The organism is Pseudoalteromonas sp. SR41-4 (genome assembly GCF_014163985.1).
Classification (GTDB): Bacteria; Pseudomonadota; Gammaproteobacteria; order Enterobacterales; family Alteromonadaceae; genus Pseudoalteromonas; species Pseudoalteromonas rhizosphaerae.
Genome location: NZ_JACJEI010000013.1, coordinates 88,087 through 112,172, shown reverse-complemented (window position 1 = coordinate 112,172; position 24,086 = coordinate 88,087). Strand labels below are relative to the sequence as shown.

Here is a 24,086-nt window from a genome sequence, read left to right as displayed (position 1 = left end):
TTACTTAGCAAAGTGAAGTCTACTCTTTTGCTACTTGTTGATTTTGGTTTTAACCGCAGAAAAGCGCCTATTAGGCGCTTTTTTTTTGAGTATCAATTTAGCCACAGATATAGCAATAGAAAAGGAGTTACTTACCCTGAACTCTGGTTACTTAGGCAAATAGATTGTAAATTTGGCGCCACCTAATTCTGAATTCGATATCGTACAGCTGCCTTGGTGCCAAGACACTATTTTTGCCACAATGGCTAAACCAAGCCCAAAGCCTCCAGTCTTTTTATCGCGACTTTTATCAAGTCGGGCAAAAGGTTTAAACACTGCATCCCATTGTGATTGTTCAATGCCAGGGCCATCGTCTTCGACCGATAAAATTAACTGCCCAGTATTTTCAACTAAGCTAATTCGCACTTCGTGACGAGCATATTTCAACGCATTGCCTACTAAGTTTTGGATACTGCGGGCGATAAAGTGACTGTCACAAGTGTAACTGCATAAAGCTGGTAATTGCATATTGAGTTTTATTTGCGTAGCAAAATCAAGTTTAGTGACAACACTTTCTACTAGCTGCACTAAGTTACATGTTTGCACCGTAAGATTAGGTTGTTGGCTATCAAGGCGAGCATAATCAAGCATTTCTTTAACTAACGACTCTAACTCCACAATATCTAATTGCATGTTATCGATATATTCAAAGGCTTTTTCGTCAGCTACTTTATCCTCAAGCATTGCCAACGCAAATTTTAAACGTGCCAGTGGCGTTCTAAACTCATGCGATACCGACGATGTAAGTTCTTGTTGAGCGGTTAATAAATGCTGAATACGCTGCTGCATAGCACTTAAGGTGTCGGTAATTGGTAAAAAGAATGATTTCGAGGTGGCGCTCAGCTCAAAGTCTTGTGATCCACCAACGGCTTCACAGGCCAGTCGCAACTTAGCAAAATCACGCCACAGTAAAAAACTCCATAAGCCAACAGGGATCCCAACGACACACAATAATAATAGATAAGGCCAAACGGATGAGAATACTGGCGCAGAAACGGTAATTGGACCCACTTGCAATAATTGCTCATTATCAACAACGATATACCAGATAGCTCGCTGTTGTTGATCAAATAGATAAATATAATTATGTAGGTTAAGTTCTTGTTGTTGTTGTGCGGGCAACATTAGGTCTTGTTTTTGTACTATTTCACTTTGAAAGCGAGTGGCTATTTTAGTAAGCCCTTGCGGGGTTTGCGCTAATAGCCATAGGGATTGACCAAACTCATCATCGAGCGCAATTTGTTGTTGACTGTCTTCATAGGGCCAAAGTTGTTCAATTACCCCACTGACTAAAAACAGGGAAACTATAATATACACATATAAACTTGCAAATAGTTTCCCCATTAATAGTTACATACCCCATGCATCGGAGACAAATAAGTAGCCTTGTCCCCAAACGGTTTTAATACGGTATGGTTTATCGCTGTTATCACCTAATTTTTTACGGATCCGAGATACACGTACATCTACGGTGCGGTCTAATCCATCATATTGGCGACCAATCATGTGTTGATGAACATGTTCACGACTTAGTACTTCACCGGAATTTGAAGCTAATAACCACAGTAATTCAAATTCATGGGAAGTGAGGGTGATTTCGTTATTCTTTAAGCGAACAATACGGCTGGTTTTATCAATACATAAATCGCCAAATTGTAATTCTTCTGGCGCTTTTACTGATGCTTGGCCACGGCGTAATAGCGCATTAATACGGGCAAGCAATACTCTTGGCTCAGCTGGCTTAATAACATAATCATCGGCACCAAGTTCCAAACCAATGACTTGATCAAAGTCTTCACCTTTGGCGGTCAACATTAATATTGGTAAGCTAAATTTATCTCTGACTTGACGACAAACACTAAAGCCATCTTTACCTGGCAGCATCACATCGAGGATCATCAAATCAACCGGATTGTTTTCAAGGTAACTAAACACTTCATCGCCACGGTCTAGCACCGCCACTTCAAGGCCATTATTTTCAAGATAGTCACGGGTTAATTGCTGTAACCCTAAATCATCTTCTACAAGTAAGATCTTTGCCATTTGCAGCTCCAAGATTAAAAAAAGCTCCACGGAGAACGTAATCGGCGCCGAGTTGTTTTAGCGCGAGTGCTCTGTACTTCAATGCGTGTTGTCGCCAGTAATTCATCCGTGTGAGGATTGACTAGGGAGTATATGGTTTCAACCTGAACACGCGCTTTATGATTGAATTCTTCTAAGGTAACCTGTTGCCAACATTGCAGTTGTTGATCTTCGCTGTATAAACAAACGTCCATTTTATGGGGCATATTTAAAGCAAATTTTACATCAACATCGCAAAAGTCTTGTTGTTCGGAAACCACACAGACTTTTGGAGTAACTGTTAATATATCTTTTTTTGCGACAGCTAACTTTGGCCATACCAACAAAAAAATGACGCACGCACCAAGTTGTAAATACTTCATATTAAAAAATATGATCAAACCCTATAAAGGCAGTCAGAGAATACGTTTGTTCAAACAGCGGACTGTCGTCAGCTAAGGCGGAATAATCATAATAAGCCAGATGAAAACGCAATGAGTTGGCTCCATTTAAGGGCCAGCGGGCATCTATTTTAGCATAAGGCTGCCAACTACTGCCAACCTCAATTGCACGAACTGGAGACTCTTTTTCTGTTACGCCATAAAAATATGCATTCAGTGCTGCCGATTTATACCAGATGCCAATAGTCGGCTTAATCTGTAACTCACCAATGTTCTTGTGCATTTGCCACTGCAGTGCACTTCGCCACCCGTCATACACTCCGGATACATCAGCTAATGCCTGCACGGAAAATACATGCTGCTGATAGTTATAATGGTAACTCAGGCCAGCATCGAGTGCCCATTTACGTTTATCAAGCTCACTGATATCTAGACTAGGTTGTTGGATTTGAAGTTCATTTTCACTGTTCGTAAATGAACTTTCTGATCTAAATGCAAAAATGTTACTTGGATGCCAATCAACAAAAAAACGAGTTTCCGAATTAAACTCAGTGACTAGATTAAAGGTATGTGGGGAGTCTTGTATCAGGCTATAGCCTAAGCGACCATTATCAAAAAAGAACTGTTCACCGTAATAAGCTATATCTGGGATCAACACTAATGGTAAATCACCTCCACCAGCTAATGGATTTGTTATGACTCCTAATCCCGTGTTAAGGCTCAAGTGCCACTGCCCTGTTGTTATATCCTGCACAGGCTCAATTTCTGATGGCTGTGCAAAACAAGGTACTGTAAGCCATACAGAGATGCAAAGCGCAGTAAGAATATTAACTATCGACTTCATTGTTGTTATTTATGCCAAAAGAGACAACCCAATATCGTTATCATAGCAAGGTATTAATAACTAATCCCTAGACGATTACAATCATTCACACTTTTGATACATATGGAACGATTCAAGGTAAATAAACTTTACATCTGCGTATTTAGACTCGGCTAAGGAGCTAAGCTATTAACGTTTTTCAGTGATTGAGCAATCTCCCATAATGCATTTAACGCGGCATCTGGTAACTCTTTACGTAATACTGCCAAACCAATCTCAAACCCGGCAGGGGCCTCTTTTTGATCACTGATCACCTGAACGCGATCTTTTAATGGGCTATTATCTAAAACAATTTTTGGCACCATGGCAATGCCTAGCCCTAAACTCACCATTGACACCATAGCTTCATGCCCCGCTACTTGCGCATAGATCTTTGCATTAATACCGTGCTTACGCCACCACAGCTCTAACCTTTGACGAGTAAAACCTTGCTCTGGCACTATAAACTCAAGCTCAGACCAATCTATCTTATCGCCAAACTGGGCCAGTTTTTCAGTGAGCAACGACGGAATACGTGGCGCGATAAATACCAAGGATGAATAACCAATACTGGCAAATGCAATTTGCGTCGGTAATTTATCAGGCTTTGCGGCAATTGCCATGGCTTCGTGTCCGTCAAGCACACGGTTTATTGCCACTGCGGGATCGCCAGTATTAAGCTTTATTTCTATATGTTGATGTTGCAAACGCAGTTGCTCTAATAGTTGATGCAAAAAACTATAAGAGGCAGTTACTGAACAGTAAATGCTTACTTTACCGTAAATAGTTTGCTCAGGATTTTGTACATTTGCTCGAAAACGCTGCCAATTAGCTAACGTAGCCGTTGCATAGTCGATAAACGATTCTCCTTCAGCTGTTAACTTTACACTGCGATTATCGCGACTGAATAATGCGACTCCAACTTCATCCTCTAACTGTTTAATATTGCGACTTAAGGTGGGAGCACTTATGTGGCATAACTCGCTGGCACGGGCAAAATGTAAGGTTTTGGCAAGTGCCAGAAAGTAATGTAATCGTTTATGGTCCATAGTGATCCCAATAGTTAGCGGTTATTAATTAAAGCATTTCATTTTTTGAAATACTTTAATGCAAATATATCATTTTACGCAAGGGTAAAAATTCCTTATGGTGACTTTAAGCAAAGCAGCAAGCGCTTGCATCTAACAAATACGAAATTTATAGGATACTAACAATGGCGAATTATTTTAATACTCTTCCCTTACGCGAGCAGTTAGCACAACTAGCACAATGTGAATTTATGGATCCGGCTGAATTTGCCGATGGTGTTGAAGCACTTAAAGGCAAAAAACTTGTTATTGTTGGGTGTGGTGCGCAAGGTTTAAACCAAGGACTGAACTTACGAGATTCAGGTTTAGATGTTGCCTACACATTGCGTGATTCTGCAATCAGCGAACGTCGTCAATCATTTCTTAATGCGTCAGAAAATGGTTTTACTGTAGGTACTTACGAAGAATTGATCCCTACTGCTGATGTTGTGTTAAACCTAACACCTGATAAACAGCATACTGCGGTTGTAAACGCAATCATGCCGATGATGAAACAAGGCTCTACGCTTGCTTATTCTCATGGCTTCAACATTGTTGAAGAAGGTATGCAAGTACGTGATGATATCACTGTGATCATGGTTGCACCTAAGTGCCCAGGCTCTGAGGTTCGTGAAGAGTATAAACGCGGTTTTGGTGTCCCAACTCTTATTGCTGTTCACCCAGAAAATGATCCTCAGGGACATGGTCTAGCCCAGGCTAAAGCTTATGCAGCGGGTACTGGCGGTCATCGCGCTGGGGTATTAAAGTCTTCATTTATTGCTGAAGTAAAATCAGACCTAATGGGTGAGCAAACAATTCTTTGCGGCATGTTACAGACAGGCTCAATTTTATGTTTTGATAAGATGATCGAAAAAGGTATAGACGCCGGTTACGCATCAAAACTAATTCAATACGGTTGGGAAGTGGTTACTGAAGCACTTAAATACGGCGGCGTTACCAATATGCTTGACCGTTTATCAAACCCAGCGAAAGTAAAAGCGTTTGAATTAAGTGAAGAATTAAAAGTAATCATGCGCCCGCTTTACAATAAACACCAAGACGACATCATCGATGGCACGTTCTCTCGTGTAATGATGGAAGATTGGGCGAATGATGATGCAAACCTTTTGAAATGGCGTGCAGAAACAGCTGAAACAAATTTTGAAAAAACCCCAGCAGGTGATGTTGAAATCAGCGAACAAGAGTTTTTTGATAACGGTATCTTGATGGTTGCAATGGTGAAAGCCGGTGTGGAATTAGCGTTTGAGACCATGACTGCTGCAGGTATTATCGCTGAGTCAGCATATTATGAATCGCTACATGAAACGCCATTAATTGCCAATACCATTGCGCGTAAAAAATTATTCGAAATGAACCGCACGATCTCCGATACAGCAGAGTATGGTTGCTACTTATACAATCACGCATGTTTGCCACTGTTACAAGACTTTATGCAAAACATCGATACTGATGTGATTGGTAGAGGCTTAGGCGAGCGCTGTAATCATGTTGATAACCAAACACTAATTGCAATCAACAAGTCGCTGCGTGAGCACCCTGTTGAAATCATTGGTACCAAATTGCGTGGCTACATGTCAGCAATGAAGAAAATTGTTTAACCCTGGAAAGTAACAATTTCGCTTGTTAGAAACCAAGCCCACATGCTAAACGCAGTGGGCTTTTTCATTTTATTTACTTTGTCAAAATACATCTTAGAGTAAATTACAAACTGAGTACTTACTCTAATAGATGATGAACTGCATGAAAAAAACATGCTAAAATACCCGCATAATTTGTAAATTCAGTACCCACAATGTCGTATAAAACTCTTAGTATCACGCGTAAGATCACTATTTTAGGGATCGCTATTGCCCTGTCAGTTGCCAGCTTAATTGGCATTACGGCGCTGTTATCCGCCAAAACCATTATCGAACAACGGATGATACAATCTGAGTTGCCCAGTAAACTACACGCAATTAATAACTATATCAGCTTAGAGATCAATGAATTACTCAGTGCGGCCGAACAAGTATCAAGTAATCATTTTATACTCGCGTGGGCAAATAGTCGTGATAACAATGATGAAGTTTTAATCAAAGAATTAAATCGTCTGGTAAAACAATACGGCTTAGCAACCGCATCATGGGCTAATCGTGATACCGCGCAGTACTGGAATCAAGATGGCTTTTTAAGAGTATTAGATAGGCAGCAAGATGGCTGGTTTTTTGATTTTAAAAACGCCAACCAAGCTTACTCTATTAGCTTATATCAAGAGCCTAATGGCGACACAAAAATGTTTATTAATCATCAACAAATCAATGGCATCGGCTTAACTGGACTGGCAAAAAGTATTGATGATATGCAGGCACTGCTGAATAAATTTACTATCGAGCAAACCGGTTTTGTATTTATCACTGACGATAAAGGCGTAATTAAACTCCATCAAGACGTTAATAAAGTAGAAAAAACAAATCTAGATAGCTTGTATGGTCATCAAGTAAGTGGTCAATTATTAACAAGCAATGAATTTAACTTGCAAGAAGTCGAACTCAATGGCGACACTTTTTTCCTAGCGGCGAGTCCGATTAAAAACACTCAACTCTATGTGGTTGCACAAGTACCAAAAGCAGAAGTGTTTGCCGGGATCACCACTTTACAATGGCAAATTTTAAGTTTTGCTATCGCAATTGCGCTGTTGGCATGTATCGTTAGTTTTTTACTGGCTCGTTCGTTAGCTTCACCGCTATCAAAAATGGCAGAGTTATTTACTCGTTTAGGGTCTGGTGATGCCAATCTAGCTTATCGTTTACCTCACAGTGACCAGCCTGAGCTATTAGCATTAACGAATGGTTTTAACCAATTCATTGATAAAATTGAAACCGCTATTGCGCAAGTCTCCCACGAAAGTTTAGAAATTCGTCAAAGCTCAGATCAGGTATTTACTCAAGCCAAGCGTAACTCACAGGCAATGGACAACCAAAAAGAGCAGACTATCTCTGTTGCAGCAGCAATCAACGAAATGGGCGCGACAGTGCAAGAAATTGCCCACAGCGCCGCAACTGCCGCAAAACTGACCGAAGATAGTAAAGCGAATACATTACAGAGCCACCAGCAAGTAGTGCAAAGCCAACAGAGTATTACCGCATTAGCCAGTGATATTGACACAATTGCGGGACAAGTGACTGAGCTTGCTAATAAAACCCAGACTATTGCCAGTATTGTTGACTCTATTCGTGGTATTTCAGAGCAAACCAATTTATTAGCACTAAATGCAGCAATTGAATCAGCACGTGCTGGTGAACATGGCCGCGGCTTTGCCGTAGTTGCGGATGAAGTACGAGCCTTAGCCAACCGTACGTCACAATCAACGACTGAAATTCAATCAATGATTGAAGAGCTCGCGAAAACAGCTACCAATGTGGTTGAACATATTGCCCAGTCCAAAGATAAAGCTCAGTACAGCGTAGCAACAATGCAAAGCTCTGTGCAGTTGCTTGATGCCATTACCAATACCGCTAATGAAATTAATGATATGGCAACCTTGATTGCAACAGCTACTGAAGAGCAAAGTAGTGTGGTTGCTGACGTCGGCCGTAATATTGAACAAATTAGTGAGATCAGCGATATGGCAATGCGAGAACAAATTGATACCGAGCAGGCGATCAAAGGACTTGCAACCAGCGCACAAACCTTAGCAAGTTTAGTCGCCACCTTTGAAAAGCGCTGACACAGTTTGTAACATTTAACATCTACCTCGACTAAAAAACAGACTAAACTTAATAAGTCAGTAATTAGTTGGGGTATGATTATGACAATACTAACGCGGTTTTGTAAGTTAGCAGTCATTGTGCTGCTTTTTAGTATCTCTGCCTGTACCAGTGTGAGTAATCAAACAATACTCATCCCTCCACCAGTCACTGAAAATCAATCTTTCACGCTTTACCCGGTGGAAAGTAGTGAACAGATTTTTACCTTAAGCGATACAATAACACAACAACTCGATGCAGCCTTCCCAAGTACTAAACACAATTTAAACACAACTCGAAAATTACTAAACTTTTTGTTAGAAAATGGCGATGCATCCTTACTATATCAAGCAGGGGCTACCCTAACCGCCAATCAAGCCTACCGAGATTTAAATGCTAACTGTTTATCATTATCGATTTTGGCCTATAGTATTGCGGAATATTTAGGCATGCAGGGGCAATTTCAAACGGTTCATATTCCTGAGTATTGGGCGCTAAATAAAGGCTATAACTTATTGACTGGGCATATTAATTTGATCGTCACACAGCGTCGTAATAACCACACTAATGTGACTTATGTGTATGACGCAAAAACCTCATTAGTGATTGATTTTGATCCGAACTCGCGAGGTGAGAAATTTCAGACGACCCCCATCAGCAAACAACGAATTACCGCGATGTTTTATAACAATAAAGGGGCAGCGGCAATGCTCAATCAAAATTATGATTTAGCCTATAGCTACTTTTTAGCGGCAACAAAAGCAGATAAATATTACTCTGCTGCATGGGGTAACTTAGCCGTATTACTTCGCCTTGATTCTCAGTATGATAACGCCGAATTAGCCTATAATTATGCTTTGCTGCTTAATAACGACAACAATACAGCACTGGGTAACTTAGCTTTACTGTATCAACTCACCGACCGTCCTGAGCTGGCAGACAAGATTTTATATAAACTTGATTTGAAGCGCCAAAGTAATCCGTATTATCACGTGTCATTAGGAAATAACGCATACCTTGGACAAAACTATCAAGATGCCATCAAGCATTTCAATAAAGCAAAAAGAATTAATGATGATATTCATGATAGCTACTTTGGTCTTGCCCGCACTTATTATCAGTTAGGTGATTTTAAGCAAGCGTATCGCCAATTACGTTTGGCTAATAAACATGCCGATTTTGACCATGATAAGCAACGTTATCAAAATAAATTACAGGCACTAAGTGACATGACCGCGCGAGTAATTAATCATTAACTATTTTATTTTGCTATTGAGCCTCAGCTTTTCAACATTTTGCCAAAGTAATAGCAGCGCGCAGCAACAGCTGATCGATGATCTGAAGCATCTAAGCTCTACGGCTCTAAGCGGTAGAAAAACCAATACAGATGGCGCGCGTATCAGTGCCCAATACATTAGTACGCGACTGCAAACGCTCGGTTACAATACGCAATTACAGCCGTTTAGTTACAGCCATGGCTGGTCTTCAAAAGCAACGGGGCAAAATGTCGTTGCGACTTTAAAACCACCGCACTTAGTCAAGACTCATTTGGTAATTACCGCTCATTATGATCACTTAGGTATGCGTGGTAACACTTTATATGCAGGCGCAAACGATAATGCCAGTGGCGTCAGTGCCTTGTTATTCCTAGCGCAACGCTTCGCACACACAAATCTGCCTTTCCAACTTAGTTTTGTTGCTACTGACGCAGAGGAAAATGGTTTACATGGAGCTGAATATTTTGTTAGTCAATTGCAAATCGACGACAGCGTAACCGTGCTAAATATTAATTTGGATATGTTAGCAGTAAAACCGCCAAAAAAAATCTTATATGCCTTTGTCTCACATGCACAACGCAGTGCTTTACAAGCACAACTACAGCAGGTGCCTGAGCATAATTTAAAGATAAAAGTAGCTAGTTCATCAACCACAATGAACAGAATGACCCTCGGAGATAGTATTGATTGGCGCCGAGCAAGCGACCATTATGCGTTTGCTAAAGCCGGAATTGCTTATATTTACTTTGGTATGGGTCATGATCCCCACCATCATAAGAGTTCCGACCTACTAAGTAATATTGACCAAGCGCTTTATATTGATGCAGTTAATTATATTGCCGCATTTATTAGCCAACTTGATATAAACGATATAAACACTCTTTGAGCTAAATTGTAGATAGTAAATATATTTTAAACTGAATTCAGGTTAGCAAAATCCCAGAGCTAACAAACGCTCGCTTTTGTGCCTTACTTAAGCGTTTAATTTTTATCTCAAGCTTGGTGGCTTCACTGCGAGAACCGACTTCACATTGATATATTAAAGTCAGTGGCCCCTTCCCCTTTAAGTTTTTAGCCCCTTTGCCCGCTTGATGTGCTGCAAATCGTTTTGCCACATCCGTGCTGATCCCAGTGTACCAATGCCCTAAACGTGTTTGTACAATATAAAGTGACCACGTGGAGATCTTAGTTGTCATAGTATTTTCAGTAGTAGTTAAACTTTTAGCGGACTCTGAGGTCAAAATTACGCTCCAAACATCGATAGTAAAAATTAAGTCACAAACAATTACTCAAAAGGGTTTTACCTTAGGTGACTAATCGGTATCATGCAGTTTATAAAAAATAAGGATCCAAACAAACAATGCAGTCGTTAAAAACTTTTTCTCTTTGGTTTATCGTTGCTCTGACCTTAAGTGCAACCGCCGGTTGTTCTAGCTGGGTTTATCGTATCAACATCCCACAAGGTAACTTTTTAGAACAAACCGATGTTGACAAGCTTCGTATCAATATGACCCGTGAGCAAGTTCTTTATGTATTAGGTAAACCTGTTGCAGAAGACGCTTTCGATAAAAACACGTGGCATTACTTATATTCTTTTAACCTTGGCCGTGATAACGAACAACGTAAATCACTGACTATTAATTTTGAAAATGAAAAATTGGTATCGCTCAGTGGTGACTATGAACAACCCGCAGAGTTTAATACACCGCTTGAGCAATAACGCTCCAGTTCAGTAAATTACGAAAAGGTTAGCAACAGCTAACCTTTTTTGTTTGAGCTATTATTTAGCTTTATCAAGCGGTCGCCCACCTGTAATTTTATTAGCACGACCTTCGTCTTTAGCTTTTTCTGCACGTTTTCGTCGTGCGTCTTTAGGATCAGCAATTAAAGGACGGTAAATTTCAATTCTATCGCCATCCTCAAGCACTTGCGTAAGCTTGCAGGTACGGTTCCATATTCCTAAGGTTAATGCTAAGCCATCAATTTCAGGGCACTTAGCGAGGATACCTGATTGCATCACGGCATTTTCTGCCGTTGTACCAACTGGTACTTCAACAAGCAAACACGTTGCCGTGGTAGGTAATGCATACACAACTTCAACTTTTATCATCATCGCAGTCCATATACCTGTTTAGCGCGTTGAGTAAATGCATTCACCATGTTTTTTGCAACATCGTTAAATACGCGCCCAAACGCAAGTTCAATTAATTTACTCGCAAATTCAAACTCAAGCTGTAGCTGAACTTTACATGCATTGTCATCCAACACTTGAAAATGCCAACGCCCTTGCAAGGCTTTAAATGGCCCATCAACTAAGCGCAATGTTACTGTATTGTCATCTAAAAAGGTGTTTTCAGTAGTAAACCATTTTTTTATACCCGCTTTGGAAATTTCCAAACTTGCCGTCATGGTATTACCTTGCTGTGCAATAATTTTTGCATCCGAGCAATGGGGTAAAAATTCAGGATAAGCATCCACATCATTGACTAAATCAAACATTTCTTTGCTGCTATACATTACTAGCGCACTTTTTTCTATTTGTGGCATACTCACTCCCAACTGTGTGGGCGAATTTTAGCAAGCTTTGCGTTTTTCCCCAAACTTTCATGGCGCTTTATTTACAAACACTTTTTTATTAGCAAAAATAAAAAATCGATGTAAAAAGCAGAGCTTTACGTATAATATGGGCCACTATGGCTAAGAAAAATTCATCTAAATCGACAAGTAATACTATCGCGCTAAATAAAAAGGCGCGTCATGAGTATTTTTTACACGACAAGTTTGAGGCTGGTGTTGAACTACAAGGCTGGGAAGTAAAAAGTATCCGAGCTGGTAAAGTAAACATCTCTGAAACATACATTCACCTTAAAAATGGCGAAGCGTTTTTGCTTGGCAGTCAAATACAGCCTCTCAATAGTGCTTCAACCCATGTTATTTGCGATCCATTACGTTATCGCAAGTTATTATTAAGCAGACGCGAGCTAGATCGCTTAGTCGGTGCGACTGAGCGCGATGGCTATTCATTAATTGCCACTGCCATGTATTGGAAAAAATGCTGGGTGAAACTTGAGTTCCACCTCGGTAAGGGTAAAAAAATGCATGACAAACGTGAAGACGGTAAAAACAAAGACTGGTCTCGCGAAAAAGAACGGTTAATGAAGCACAAAGTTTAATCTATCTAAACAACCTCAAAAACGCCTAACCCAGTTAGGCGTTTTTATTTTCAGCCCCTAAATCCCCGCAACTGTATAAATTATAGTACACAATCCAAATAAACAATTTGATAACAATTCATTTGCATGATATTGATATTACTGGTTGATTTAACCAGATAAAATTAACATGACAACGAGGATTTAAGGATGAAGAACAGAACACTCCCATTTAAACCTAAGCTAATCGCTTGTGTAACACTTGCACTTTCAACAGCGGGTTATACTTCTCAATCATTTGCTGCGGACGAAGCAAAAAAAGTTGAACGTATTGAAGTGACTGGTTCTAGAATAAAGCGAACAGATATTGAAGGCCCTTCCCCAGTACAATCAATTAGTCGCGCCGATATCGATAATATGGGCTATGACAATCTACAACAATTACTAGAAAGAATGCCTGCTGCTGGTAATGGTACTTTTTCTACTCGCGGCAACAACCAAGACTCTACGGCCAATGGCTCTGCGGCAGTGTCGCTTCGTGGTCTTGGCGCAGATGCAACGCTTGTGTTAATTAATGGCCGTCGAGTAGCTATAAGCGCATTTGCTGAGAGTATCACTAACTCATTTGTTGATATTAACAGTATTCCGGTCTCTGCTATCGAACGTATTGATATTCTTAAAGATGGTGCCTCTGCAATTTATGGTTCCGATGCCGTTGCAGGTGTGGTGAATATTATTTTGAAAAAAGACATCGATGGTTTAGAAGTTAATTTAGGTTATGGTGGTACTGACGGCCCTAACTATGAAGAAACCTCAGCAAGCATAGTTTGGGGTACCTCAAACGAAAAAAGCAGTGCGTCTGTGATCATCGATTACTTTAAAAACACCTCTTTATCATCAGATGAAATGGGCCGCTTAGGCACTGCTAATCAAACCGCGAATGGTGGTGAAGATTTCCGTTCATCTCGTGGCTTTCCAGGTACATTTGGCGTGAATGGCGTCCAAACTCCAGATCCAAGTTGTCCTGCAGATCAAATTAGTGGTAGCGATAGTTGTGTGTTTGATTATGGACCCTATGGCTATATTGCCCCAGCTTCTGAACGCGTTGGCGCAATTTCTCAGTTTGAATATAACTTTGATAATGGTATTACTGCCTTTATGGAAATGGCTGTTCAACACAACAATTCAATTGCCGCAGGTGCTCCAACACCATTAGATAAAGATGCAGGTTTAACAGTCCCAGGGAATCATCCAAATAATCCTTTCAATCAAGAAGTAATTATCAACTACTATAGAACTGTTGATGCGGGTGCCCGTCAATGGGATATTGAGTCAGACACTTTGCGATTTGTTGCCGGTCTACGTGGTGAAATTAGCGATTGGAGCTGGGAAGCCGCTGTACAAAAAGGCCGTAGTAAATCAATGCAAACCGGTGATCGTACTCAAGGCTGGGTAAGAACTGATTTTTTACAGCAAGAAATAGATGCCGGCAACTACAACCCATTTGGCGGCACTTATAATGATCCTGCAGTCATTGAACGTATTTCAACCAGCCTAGTTCGTCGTGGTGAATCACATATGACCTCTTTTGATGCCAACATCACTGGCGAAGCGTTTAGTTTTGGTGACAATGTCGTGATGATGGCGGCTGGTATTGAGTACCGTGAAGAGGATGTCAGTGATACCCCTGATGATCAATTTCAGCGAGGTTTAATTTTTGGTACTGAGTCCGTTTCTGCTGCCGCTGAGCGGGACCAATACGCTGCCTATGTTGAATTCTCAATCCCATTAGCTGATAGCTTAGAATTACAACTTGCAGGTCGTTACGATGATTACAGTGACTTTGGTACCACAACCAATCCTAAAGTAGCGCTGCGCTGGGCACCTACTGATGAAATTACTGTTCGCGGCTCTTGGGCACAAGGTTTTAGAGCACCTTCACTAGCACAAATAGGTCTAGGTCCATCAGAGAAAAGTCAATTCTTTATTGATAATTACCGCTGTAGTGCTACAGGTCTTGATTGTAAAGCTCTTGATTACAATATCCAATTTGCTGGTAACCCTGATTTACAAGCTGAAGAATCTGAATCATGGAACGTTGGTTTTATTTGGGCTCCTATGGCTGAACTTGGCTTTAGTATTGATGTATGGAGTATTACTCAAGATAACAAAATTGATGAACAAGCATTCGGCCCAATTTATGACGCAGAATGTAACAACCAAAACAGTACGATTTGTGTTCGCCTAGCCCCAGCCGGAAGCGAAACCCTTGGTGTTATCCAAAAAATTCATAGCACTTTTAAAAATGTCTCTTCGCAGGAAGTGTCTGGTGTTGATTTCTCAGCAAATTATAATCACTCCTTGGATGATCTTGGTTTACTTAAGTTCAACTTAGAATGGTCCTATCAAGACAAGTTTGAAAAAGACGGTCGCGATTATACTGGTGAATATGGTTACCCTGAACACCGCTGGATGTTCTCAACTAATTGGGAGCTTGGTGAATTCAATACTAATGTAAATATCAGCTATGTGGGTGAGTTTGAAGATACGCCTGATATTGATTTTGATGGCACCCTCGATTTTGATAGCAACACATCAAGAATGGTTGATTCACAAGTCTTAGTTGATTTACAAACGGCTTATCGTATTACCGAATCGACCAAGATCTCGATTGGCGTAAATAACTTATTTGATGAAGAGCCACCATTTGCAATTGGTGATGGTGATGGTGATTTATACGGTTATGCTTCCGCGGTTCACAACCCTCGCGGACGTTATATCTACACCAAAGTGTCATTCGCTTTCTAGCGACTACCCTAAATAAAAAACCCGCCAAATTGGCGGGTTTTCATATTCTAAAACAAAGACCTAAATTATAGGTCGCTTTCGTTTTCAGAAAGGAACTTAGCAACGCCTGCTGGGCTTGCATCCATACCTTTTTTGCCTTCAGTCCAACCAGCTGGACATACTTCACCGTGCTCAGTGTGAAACGCTAGAGCGTCAACCATACGAAGCATTTCGTCGATGTTACGACCTAGTGGTAAGTCATTTACTACTTGATGACGTACATTACCTTCTTCATCAATTAAGAATGAACCACGAAATGCAACGCCGGCTTCTGGATGCTCAACATCGTATGCTTTACAGATTTCGTGCTTAACATCTGCAACTAGTGCGTATTTAACTGCACCGATACCGCCGTCTGCAACAGCAGTGTTACGCCATGCGTTGTGTGAGAATTGTGAATCGATTGAAACACCAATTACTTCTACGCCACGCTTTTGGAATTCTTCATAACGCTTGTCAAAAGCAATTAGTTCAGAAGGACATACGAAAGTAAAATCTAGTGGGTAAAAGAAGATGACTGCTTTTTTACCTTTGATTGTTTCGTGAAGATTGTAGCTATCTACGATCTCGCCGTTACCTAGTACTGCTGCAGCGGTAAAGTCTGGTGCCTGGCGGCCTACTAATACACCCATTTTATTCTCCAAATATTTGAGTTTGCTTTTAATTGCTTACGCAATGCTTGCCTTTAATATGGGATCTAAAAAGTAAATACCAAGGGCTAACATGCATAATTATCAAATTATTTTAGAGACTAAAGACTTAAAAGAACAATCGTATTTTCCGATTCACGTCATCGAAAAATGCGAACGACTGTTTGTCACTCGCTATTTGTCACTAATAACAGCAACAAAAAAAACCTGCAGATGCAGGCTTTTTATCGGTATAACTACATATTAAATGCGGTATTAATCCATGATATTTTCAGGCATATCACCGCGAATTTTTTGCCAAATTTCACCTGTTTGATGACCATATTTTCGCATCATTGAAATTGCGCCGTCATGTTCGCGTTTCTCAGCAAGTATGGTTAAATCTTTATAGAATTGACGCGCTAACTGACGCGTGCCTGGATCTGAAAAGTAATGACAGCCAATCTTAGAGTAAAAACCTTTAAAGCCATTGAGAATAAGCACATAAATACGGTTATTACCTGCAACAGCTAACTCATGGTGTACCTTGTAATCATAATCAGCGAAAGCTTGTGCACTATCTTCAAGCTCATCACTTTGCGAGAGGATTTCTATCACGCGATCAGGTGCTAGCTTAATGGCTGCACGAGTGTAAATAGCGCTAATGTTTGTTCGCGCAGAAAGTAGCTGGTCGGTTAACTCGGGCATTTTATCTTCATCAAGACGCGCTAAGGTCTCTAAAATATTAAGTCCTGAAGTTTCCCAAAAGTTATTTACTCGTGTCGGTTTACCGTGCTGGATTGTTAACCAACCATCGCGCGCTAAACGCTGTAATACTTCACGTAAGGTTGTACGAGTGACACCGATTAATTCTGATAACTCTCGCTCAGCCGGAAGAATAGAACCTGGAGGAAAATCACCATTCCAGATTGACTCAACAATGTACTCTTCGGCAAACCCTGCTGGGCTTTTCGCTTTAAAAATTCTCATTCAATTCCCACTTGAGTTACCACATAATATTACTTTTAACGATTAACTGACTGATTGTACCAGATGAAGCCAAACTAACAAGTAAAGTCACCCCATTAATTCACCTTCGATAGCAGGTTAAAGCCTCTATCTAACTAAGTTTTCTAAAATGGATAAAAATTAATTTATTGCTCTTTCATTGTCTAGTTCTTCGATATTAAATTAAGGTATTAACCCTAAAGAGTAATAGACTTTTAACTTCATTGTGCACACTATATACACCCATTTAGCTATTTCAGCTACACTAAATATAGCGCGGAACGCATAACAGATAAAAGGTACTCGATGTTGTTTATAGCTTTTTTGTTTACACCACAGCTAGACTACATTAACTTAACCAACAATAGTTATACTTAAATGCAAAATAATAAGGAACACCTATGCAACAGAGTGTTTTCAATGCAATTTTTAAGAATTTTTTAGGCTCGGCCCCACAGTGGTATAAATACACAATTATTGCTTTTTTAGCTATTAACCCTGTGTTGTTTCATATCAACCCTTACATGGCTGGTTGGGCATTAGTTTTAGAGTTTATCTTTACTCTCGCGATGGCGCTGAAATGTTACCCACTGCAACCCGGCGGTTTACTTGCGATTGAAGCACTATTCATAGGCATGACAACTGCAGGGCAAGTAGAACATGAAATTGTTCAAAATGTAGATGTAATCTTACTGCTGATCTTTATGGTCGCAGGTATCTACTTTATGAAAGATTTACTGCTCTATATTTTTACACGCCTAGTGGTGTCAGTTCGAAGTAAAACAGTACTTTCCTTGGCGTTTACTATTGCGGCGGCATTTCTTTCTGCATTTTTAGATGCACTTACAGTTATGGCGGTGGTTATAGCTGTCGCCATGGGCTTTTACAGTATTTACCATAAAGTCGCCTCTGGGAAAGATTCCACTAGCGAACATGATATTAACGATGATAATCAAGTACGCCCGGTTAATCGTCAGGAACTTGAAGAGTTTCGAGCTTTTTTGCGTAACTTATTAATGCATGCCTCGATAGGTACAGCCATTGGCGGAGTTTGTACTATGGTAGGTGAACCACAAAACCTCATTATTGCAGAACGAGCAAGCTGGCAATTTGGGGAATTTTTCTTGCGTATGTTGCCTGTTACTATGCCTGTATTCATAGCTGGCATTATCACTACAATATTACTTGAAAAGACAAAAACGTTCGGATACGGCGCCAAATTACCAGAGACGATTCATCAAATACTAGCTGATCATGCAAAAGAGCTCGATAGCAAACGTACCAAACGCGATAAGGTTAATTTGATGTTTCAGTCATTAATTGCTGTATGGTTGATCATTGCATTAGCATTACACCTTGCCACTGTTGGCTTAATCGGCTTATCCGTCATTATTTTTGCAACTGCGTCCGCTGGTATAATTGAAGAGCACCAACTAGGAAAGGCTTTTGAAGAAGCACTGCCGTTTACTGCACTGTTATGTGTATTTTTCTCAATCGTTGCAGTCATTATTGACCAACACTTATTTACTCCTGTAATAACTTGGGTACTGACATTTGAAGGGCAATTACAGTTAGTTATGTTTTTTGTCGCAAATGGCCTACTTTCGATGGTCAGTGACAATGTCTTTGTTGGCACTGTTTATATTAATGAAGTGGCGGCAGCATTAAAAGCAGGGCAAATTAGCCGCGATCAATTTGATTTATTAGCGGTGGCAATTAATACCGGTACAAATTTACCAAGTGTTGCCACACCTAACGGTCAAGCTGCATTTTTATTCTTACTAACATCGACCCTTGCTCCCGTATTGCGATTATCCTACGGTCGTATGGTTTACATGGCACTCCCCTATACCATAGTGCTAACGGTTGTTGGCTTAGCAGGGACATATCTTGGCCTAAGTGAAATGACTGATTTATTCTATCAATGGGGCTGGATTGAGCACCATAGTGCAAGCTTACAAAGTATAGGAAGTTCTGGGCATTAAATAATCCAAACAGTAAATAAAGCTGCTTCGGCAGCTTTTTTATTGTTACAAATCATATTTATCCTTGCGCGTAGTTTAATGACTAAGTCATAATTCATCCACAAATTATAGACTGGATATTTTATGACTTGGTTAGCAAATTTAGCCCAACAACGCAGTGCTTGGTTACTACTCGCTTTTAGCGCTTTTATTTTTGAATTAATCGCATTGTATTTCCAATACCAAATGGGCTTAGAGCCATGCATTATGTGTATTTATCAACGTACTGCCATGCTAGGGTTACTAGCCGCAGGGTTAGTCGGCGCAGTCAGACCAACCAATTTAATTTGCCGTATAACAGCATTTTCAGCATGGGCAGTTGCTAGTATTTGGGGTTACTTAATTGCACGCCAACATATTGATATGCAAACGACAACCGATCCCTTTGCGTTTAGCTGCGAATTCGAGCCTAATTTTCCATTACCATTACATGAGTGGATGCCACATTTTTTTGCTGCGACAGGAGACTGTGGCAACATCGATTGGCAATTTGCAGGGTTAAGTATGCCAGCATGGATGGAGATCATTTTTGCGGTATTTACTCTGATACTGATAAGCGTTGTAGTAAGTCGTTTAATAATTAAAAAGTCGCTGTGATGATTGCATTATTTTCAAGTCAAGTAACGCAATTAAAATCGTTTAAAATACGTCAACGTCAGCAAATAATTGCGATTGCAGTGAGTATGTTAACTCCAATGCAAAAAATCAGTTTGCGTATTATAAAGCTGATTTTATTGATCCCAGTATTTCTATCATTAGCGTATATCGAAGGTTGGCTGTTACTTCCTGTATTACTGGTGGCTGGGTTAAGTTACCCGTTGTTAACCACCCCTGTTGAAATTCAATTCTCTAAACACTATTTGAGCAAGGCTATAAAGCAATTTGAACAGGGCGAATAATTCGCCCTGTAGTTTTTTAAAATGTAACTTTGCCATCCAGTTTAGCGACTAATTTATCGCCAATACCTTTCACCTGCGCTAGATCTGCAACAGACTTAAATTTGCCTTGCTCGGTACGGTAATCAACTATCGCTTGTGCTTTTGATTTACCAATACCTGGCAGCTGGGTAAGCTGCTCGACTGTTGCTTGATTAACATTGACTAACTGAACTTTACCCATACTTTCAGTAGCTTCGGTTTTAGTTACAGCGGCACCACTAGGCAATGATATAGCCAAGCCAAGCACTACGACTATTAAAGTTAAAAACTTCATGTTTCTCCTCCATGATGTCCATACGTGGACTCAATTAATAGTTGACTTTAATGCCTTCACTTTTGGACTACTTCCAAATAAAGTCATACTAAAAAAGTGCGACTATTTAAATAAAGTAAAGTTGTACCTCTTTGTCAAATCCTAATAGTAAAAAATAAAAATGTTCACTTGCAAAAAGACCAATAAACAATTACTGTACATAAAAACAGTAATCAATCAAGGTGAACTTGTTATTCACCAAGCAAATTGGCAGGAGAAATCATGGCTGTTGTTGTTAAATATGTTGTAGAGAGAAACGGAGTCGAGCGTATGACGTTTACTACTAAAAAAGAAGCTGACGCGTATGACAAAATGCTTGATATAGCAGAGTCGCTTGAGGTTATGCTTGAGAAAGTTGATGTACCACTAAGCGAACAACAAATCGAATCGCTCGCACTTGAGATTGCTAAAAGTAAAGACGACTTTATGAATGTACTTAAAGGCGGCAAAGAGGCAATACAGAAAGCACCAACGGCGAAAGTAAAAAAAGAAAATGTAGCGTCTATTAAAGCCAGCACTGATAAAGAAGCAAGCTAAAAAATCATAAGTTAACTAACTAAAAAAGGGCAATTAATTGCCCTTTTTTAGTTATAAAAATTACTACTCGTTATAGCCCTCGTTCAACTTCATCAAATAATTCGGTGATCTCTTTATTTGGTGGCGCTGTTGATAAGCTCACTGTAATGATTGCAATTGTTGCAAGTATAAAGCCCGGTATAATTTCATAAATGATACTGCTGAGACTCTCTCCATTTATGGTGATTGGCGCATATATCCAGATCAACACTGTCCCTGCACCCACAACCATACCACTGATCGCACCTTGTAGATTCATTCGCTTCCAATATAAACTAAGTAATACTAACGGGCCAAACGCAGCCCCAAAACCTGCCCACGCATTACTTACTAAATCTAAAATAGAACTGTCGCGGTCATAAGCCAAATAAATAGCAAATAATGCAACGAGTAGTACACTAATTCGACCAACTAAAACCAGCTCGGTTTGTGATGCATCACGGTTTAAATAAATTTTGTAGAAGTCTTCAGTCAAAGAGCTTGAACAAACCAATAACTGAGATGAAATAGTACTCATAATCGCAGCTAAAATAGCAGCAAGTAAAAAGCCGGCAATAAGTGGATGGAAAACCAATTCAGATAATACTAAAAATATCGTTTCTTTATCGTCAATCAACATTTGATTTTCGATCATGTAAGCAGCACCAAATAGTCCTGTTAACACTGCACCAATTGCTGATAAGGTCATCCACGACATACCAATACGACGCATAGTAGGCATATCTTTAACAGATCGTACTGACATAAAACGCACTATGATATGCGGTTGACCGAAATAACCTAAGCCCCATGCCATTGCAGAAATAATAGCGATGGTTGAACCGCCTGCAAACCAATCTAACATATTAAGAGAGTGGACTTCGCTCTCTTTCGGAGCGCTTAACAGCAAGTCATAACTGGCATTAGTAAGTGTGTCTAACACTGGCTGATCTAGCATCATATAAGTAACAATAGGTACAGCAAGTAGCGAGATGAACATGATGCAACCTTGCACAAAGTCAGTCAAACTCACAGCTAAGAAACCACCAAACAATGTATAAAGTACGACGACCCCGGTTGTCACATAAAGCCCCGTTTCGTAACTCATCTGAAATGAGTTTTCGAATAATTTACCGCCAGCGACAACGCCTGAAGAAGTATAAAGTGTGAAGAAAACGATGATCACGATTGCCGAAATTACACGTAATATATTTTTATTATCAGCAAAACGATTAGCAAAGTAATCAGGAATAGTAATCGAGTCATTCGCTTTCTCAGTATAGACACGCAGGCGTGGCGCTACTAAGAAGTAGTTTGCCCAAGCGCCAAGTACTAAGCCTATTGCAATCCAAACTTTACTTAAGCCAAATAGATACATAGCACCGGGTAAGCCCATAAGTAGCCAACCACTCATATCCGATGCACCGGCAGATAGAGCAGCTACAGCTGGTGATAAACTTCTGCCACCCAACATATAGCCCGACACATCGGCGGTAGACTGCTTATAAGCGTACAAGCCAATACCTAGCATTACGATAAAATACGCAGCTAAAGAAATAATCATTCCAGTTTCCAAACTCGCCTCCAACTCTGAAGTTAAAACCTGGCTTTTAATCCTAATAATGACTCATAAATCAATACTATATAAAGTCATTATTGGTGTAAAAACCAACCTAGAGCTTGACTATATCACGCAAAGGGTGAATAACTCCAATTACTAAGTTAACCTTACAATGATATAGGGTTAAGCGGTTTTACCTAATGGTTAATTATTTGACTATAGAACATGGTAATTAATACTTAATTACCCTAGGATTAGATCGATGATTTTGCAATTAATCAATACTATAGTATTGATATTTTAAATATAGTTAATGCTATTTATGTTGTTTTATCTTATATTGCCCAAGTAATCGCTTAACTGATGTGGACCCGCTGTTTATGTATTTTTATGCTGCACGCCAACCAATTTTAGATCGAAACAAACAACTTGTAGGATATGAGTTACTTTTTCGTGACGGCGTTGATAATGTATTCCCAGATATTGATGGTGACGAGGCAACTAGCCGGCTAATTGAAGGTAGTCAATTCAATTTTGGCTTAGAAGATCTCACCGATAATAAACCAGCGTATATCAACTTTACGCTTGAAACATTACAAAAAGGCTACCCAACCCTGCTTGGTAAAGATCAGATTGTTGTAGAAATACTCGAAACAATTCAACCAGGGAAACGCTTACTCGCGATCGTCAAAGACTTAAAACAAAAAGGTTATACGCTCGCCCTGGATGATTATATTCACCAGCCTGTATGGCGTCATTTTTATCCTTTTATTGATATTATTAAAATAGATTTTCTCAATTGTGAAGTTGACACTATCCACAGCATAATCGAAGAAATTAAACCTTATCCGCATATAAAATTATTAGCAGAAAAGGTAGAAACCTACGAAAAGTATCAATTAGCATTAGATCTTGGCTTTACTTACTTTCAAGGGTTTTTCTTTTCCAAGCCAGAAATGGTGCAAAGTAAAACCTTGCCGCCATCAGAGATAGCTCTTGCCGAGCTGCTTTATGAGACATCCACTGTTGAAGTCAATTTAAAGAAAATTACCGACGTATTTGAGCGAGATGTAAACCTCTCTTATAAATTATTACGTTATAGTAATTCAGCGGCATTTAAGCGCAGAGCTGAGATCAGCACCATCAAACAAGCACTAATTGTGCTAGGTGCAGCAGAAATTAAAAAGTTTTTATCCTTGTTGTTTGCAGCTCAAGTTGCTGGTGATAAACCCGCAGAGTTAATACGCTTATCGTTAACTAGAGCACGCTTTACTGAGTTGCTAGCTATAAACCATAGTAAACTCAAAGATACGGGAATGGCTTTTTTAACCGGTATGATGTCACTAATGGATGCCATATTAGATGAAGATATGGAAAGCGTGATGAATAAGCTACCATTATCCAACGACATAAAGTTAGCATTATTAGAGGATCAAGGTTTACTGGCACAATATCTGCGCTTGGTAAAATTATACGAACAAGCCAATTGGCAAGGTGCAAACGCGATTAAAGATGAGCTTGGTCTTACAGCTGGTAAAGTGCCAGATGCATACCATGACGCAGTTAACTGGGCTAATGAACAAATGAAAGTACTGGCTGGGTAATA

General features: G+C 39.9%; 24 protein-coding genes. 12 read left to right on the top strand and 12 right to left on the bottom strand.

All coding sequences use genetic code 11. The features are described from left to right. Nucleotides 1-147: 147 nt before the first annotated feature. From H5180_RS12315 to ilvY, 5 genes are all read right to left on the bottom strand, one after another. On the bottom strand, nt 148-1,383 hold the full coding sequence (locus tag H5180_RS12315) for an ATP-binding protein (RefSeq protein WP_145239239.1): 1,236 nt from the start codon (nt 1,381-1,383) through the stop codon (nt 148-150). A 6-nt stretch (nt 1,384-1,389) separates the two neighbouring features. After that, nucleotides 1,390-2,082 carry a response regulator gene (locus tag H5180_RS12310; RefSeq protein ID WP_145239242.1) on the bottom strand — a complete coding sequence of 231 codons (693 nt, stop codon included), beginning with the start codon at nt 2,080-2,082 and terminating at the stop codon, nt 1,390-1,392. A 14-nt stretch (nt 2,083-2,096) separates the two neighbouring features. Beyond that, nucleotides 2,097-2,483, bottom strand: a complete 387-nt coding sequence (locus tag H5180_RS12305; RefSeq protein WP_145239246.1) for a DUF3019 domain-containing protein — start codon at nt 2,481-2,483, stop codon at nt 2,097-2,099. Between the two features lies 1 nt (nt 2,484). Further along, a complete protein-coding gene (locus H5180_RS12300; RefSeq protein WP_145239249.1) occupies nt 2,485-3,345 on the bottom strand; it encodes a MipA/OmpV family protein in 861 nt (286 codons plus the stop codon). Between the two features lie 152 nt (nt 3,346-3,497). Further along, on the bottom strand, nt 3,498-4,412 hold the full coding sequence (gene ilvY / locus H5180_RS12295) for an HTH-type transcriptional activator IlvY (RefSeq protein WP_145239251.1): 915 nt from the start codon (nt 4,410-4,412) through the stop codon (nt 3,498-3,500). A gap of 164 nt (nt 4,413-4,576) precedes the next feature. Between ilvY and ilvC the strand changes: the two genes are divergently transcribed. The 4 genes from ilvC (at nt 4,577) to H5180_RS12275 (ending at nt 10,339) form a co-directional block, all read left to right on the top strand. Beyond that, nucleotides 4,577-6,049, top strand: a complete 1,473-nt coding sequence (gene ilvC, locus H5180_RS12290; protein WP_145239254.1) for a ketol-acid reductoisomerase — start codon at nt 4,577-4,579, stop codon at nt 6,047-6,049. 194 nt (nt 6,050-6,243) lie between these two features. Next, nucleotides 6,244-8,157, top strand: coding sequence for a methyl-accepting chemotaxis protein (locus H5180_RS12285; protein WP_145239256.1), 1,914 nt, complete (start codon nt 6,244-6,246; stop codon nt 8,155-8,157). 81 nt (nt 8,158-8,238) lie between these two features. Continuing rightward, a complete protein-coding gene (locus H5180_RS12280; protein WP_182758313.1) occupies nt 8,239-9,432 on the top strand; it encodes a tetratricopeptide repeat protein in 1,194 nt (397 codons plus the stop codon). A gap of 10 nt (nt 9,433-9,442) precedes the next feature. Then, entirely contained in the window at nt 9,443-10,339 is an 897-nt protein-coding gene (locus H5180_RS12275; RefSeq protein ID WP_257326266.1) for a M28 family peptidase, read from the top strand. A 37-nt stretch (nt 10,340-10,376) separates the two neighbouring features. Here H5180_RS12275 and H5180_RS12270 read toward each other — a convergent pair whose 3' ends face one another. Beyond that, entirely contained in the window at nt 10,377-10,694 is a 318-nt protein-coding gene (locus tag H5180_RS12270; RefSeq protein ID WP_145239261.1) for a GIY-YIG nuclease family protein, read from the bottom strand. Between the two features lie 119 nt (nt 10,695-10,813). Here H5180_RS12270 and H5180_RS12265 point away from each other — a divergent pair, with 119 nt between their 5' ends. Continuing rightward, the gene (locus H5180_RS12265) at nt 10,814-11,173 is read left to right on the top strand and encodes an outer membrane protein assembly factor BamE (RefSeq protein ID WP_145239264.1); all 360 of its coding nucleotides are present in this window, start codon (nt 10,814-10,816) and stop codon (nt 11,171-11,173) included. A gap of 60 nt (nt 11,174-11,233) precedes the next feature. Here the strand turns inward: H5180_RS12265 and H5180_RS12260 are convergent, their stop codons facing one another. Then, the gene (locus tag H5180_RS12260; RefSeq protein WP_145239596.1) at nt 11,234-11,563 is read right to left on the bottom strand and encodes an RnfH family protein; all 330 of its coding nucleotides are present in this window, start codon (nt 11,561-11,563) and stop codon (nt 11,234-11,236) included. After that, nucleotides 11,563-12,000 (bottom strand): type II toxin-antitoxin system RatA family toxin, encoded by a 438-nt coding sequence (locus H5180_RS12255; protein ID WP_145239267.1) that lies wholly within the window; start codon nt 11,998-12,000, stop codon nt 11,563-11,565. Before H5180_RS12255 ends, H5180_RS12260 begins: the two co-directional genes overlap by 1 nt. 146 nt (nt 12,001-12,146) lie before the next feature. Between H5180_RS12255 and smpB the strand changes: the two genes are divergently transcribed. Together smpB and H5180_RS12245 are read left to right on the top strand one after the other, a co-directional pair. Further along, entirely contained in the window at nt 12,147-12,626 is a 480-nt protein-coding gene (gene smpB, locus H5180_RS12250; RefSeq protein ID WP_064666579.1) for an SsrA-binding protein SmpB, read from the top strand. 189 nt (nt 12,627-12,815) lie between these two features. Then, entirely contained in the window at nt 12,816-15,413 is a 2,598-nt protein-coding gene (locus H5180_RS12245) for a TonB-dependent receptor (protein WP_145239270.1), read from the top strand. Nucleotides 15,414-15,478: 65 nt separating this feature from the next. Here the strand turns inward: H5180_RS12245 and H5180_RS12240 are convergent, their stop codons facing one another. Further along, nucleotides 15,479-16,084, bottom strand: a complete 606-nt coding sequence (locus H5180_RS12240) for a peroxiredoxin C (protein ID WP_145239274.1) — start codon at nt 16,082-16,084, stop codon at nt 15,479-15,481. Between the two features lie 273 nt (nt 16,085-16,357). Then, nucleotides 16,358-17,071 carry a fatty acid metabolism transcriptional regulator FadR gene (fadR, locus tag H5180_RS12235; protein ID WP_064666576.1) on the bottom strand — a complete coding sequence of 238 codons (714 nt, stop codon included), beginning with the start codon at nt 17,069-17,071 and terminating at the stop codon, nt 16,358-16,360. 419 nt (nt 17,072-17,490) lie between these two features. Here fadR and nhaB point away from each other — a divergent pair, with 419 nt between their 5' ends. The 3 genes from nhaB (at nt 17,491) to H5180_RS12220 (ending at nt 20,012) form a co-directional block, all read left to right on the top strand. Further along, complete coding sequence (gene nhaB, locus H5180_RS12230; protein ID WP_145239277.1) at nt 17,491-19,074, top strand: sodium/proton antiporter NhaB; 1,584 nt, start codon at nt 17,491-17,493, stop codon at nt 19,072-19,074. 123 nt (nt 19,075-19,197) lie between these two features. Beyond that, the gene (gene dsbB, locus H5180_RS12225) at nt 19,198-19,710 is read left to right on the top strand and encodes a disulfide bond formation protein DsbB (RefSeq protein WP_145239280.1); all 513 of its coding nucleotides are present in this window, start codon (nt 19,198-19,200) and stop codon (nt 19,708-19,710) included. Beyond that, on the top strand, nt 19,710-20,012 hold the full coding sequence (locus H5180_RS12220) for a DUF6170 family protein (RefSeq protein ID WP_145239283.1): 303 nt from the start codon (nt 19,710-19,712) through the stop codon (nt 20,010-20,012). Before dsbB ends, H5180_RS12220 begins: the two co-directional genes overlap by 1 nt. Before the next feature lie 16 nt (nt 20,013-20,028). Here the strand turns inward: H5180_RS12220 and H5180_RS12215 are convergent, their stop codons facing one another. Then, nucleotides 20,029-20,325 (bottom strand): ComEA family DNA-binding protein, encoded by a 297-nt coding sequence (locus H5180_RS12215; RefSeq protein WP_145239286.1) that lies wholly within the window; start codon nt 20,323-20,325, stop codon nt 20,029-20,031. A gap of 261 nt (nt 20,326-20,586) precedes the next feature. Here H5180_RS12215 and H5180_RS12210 point away from each other — a divergent pair, with 261 nt between their 5' ends. Beyond that, nucleotides 20,587-20,901 (top strand): YebG family protein, encoded by a 315-nt coding sequence (locus H5180_RS12210; RefSeq protein ID WP_145239289.1) that lies wholly within the window; start codon nt 20,587-20,589, stop codon nt 20,899-20,901. Nucleotides 20,902-20,971: 70 nt separating this feature from the next. Here H5180_RS12210 and putP read toward each other — a convergent pair whose 3' ends face one another. After that, nucleotides 20,972-22,483, bottom strand: a complete 1,512-nt coding sequence (gene putP / locus H5180_RS12205) for a sodium/proline symporter PutP (protein WP_145239292.1) — start codon at nt 22,481-22,483, stop codon at nt 20,972-20,974. A gap of 377 nt (nt 22,484-22,860) precedes the next feature. On the opposite strand from putP, the gene H5180_RS12200 reads away from it, so the two are divergent. Then, on the top strand, nt 22,861-24,084 hold the full coding sequence (locus tag H5180_RS12200) for an EAL and HDOD domain-containing protein (RefSeq protein WP_145239295.1): 1,224 nt from the start codon (nt 22,861-22,863) through the stop codon (nt 24,082-24,084). Nucleotides 24,085-24,086: the final 2 nt, after the last annotated feature.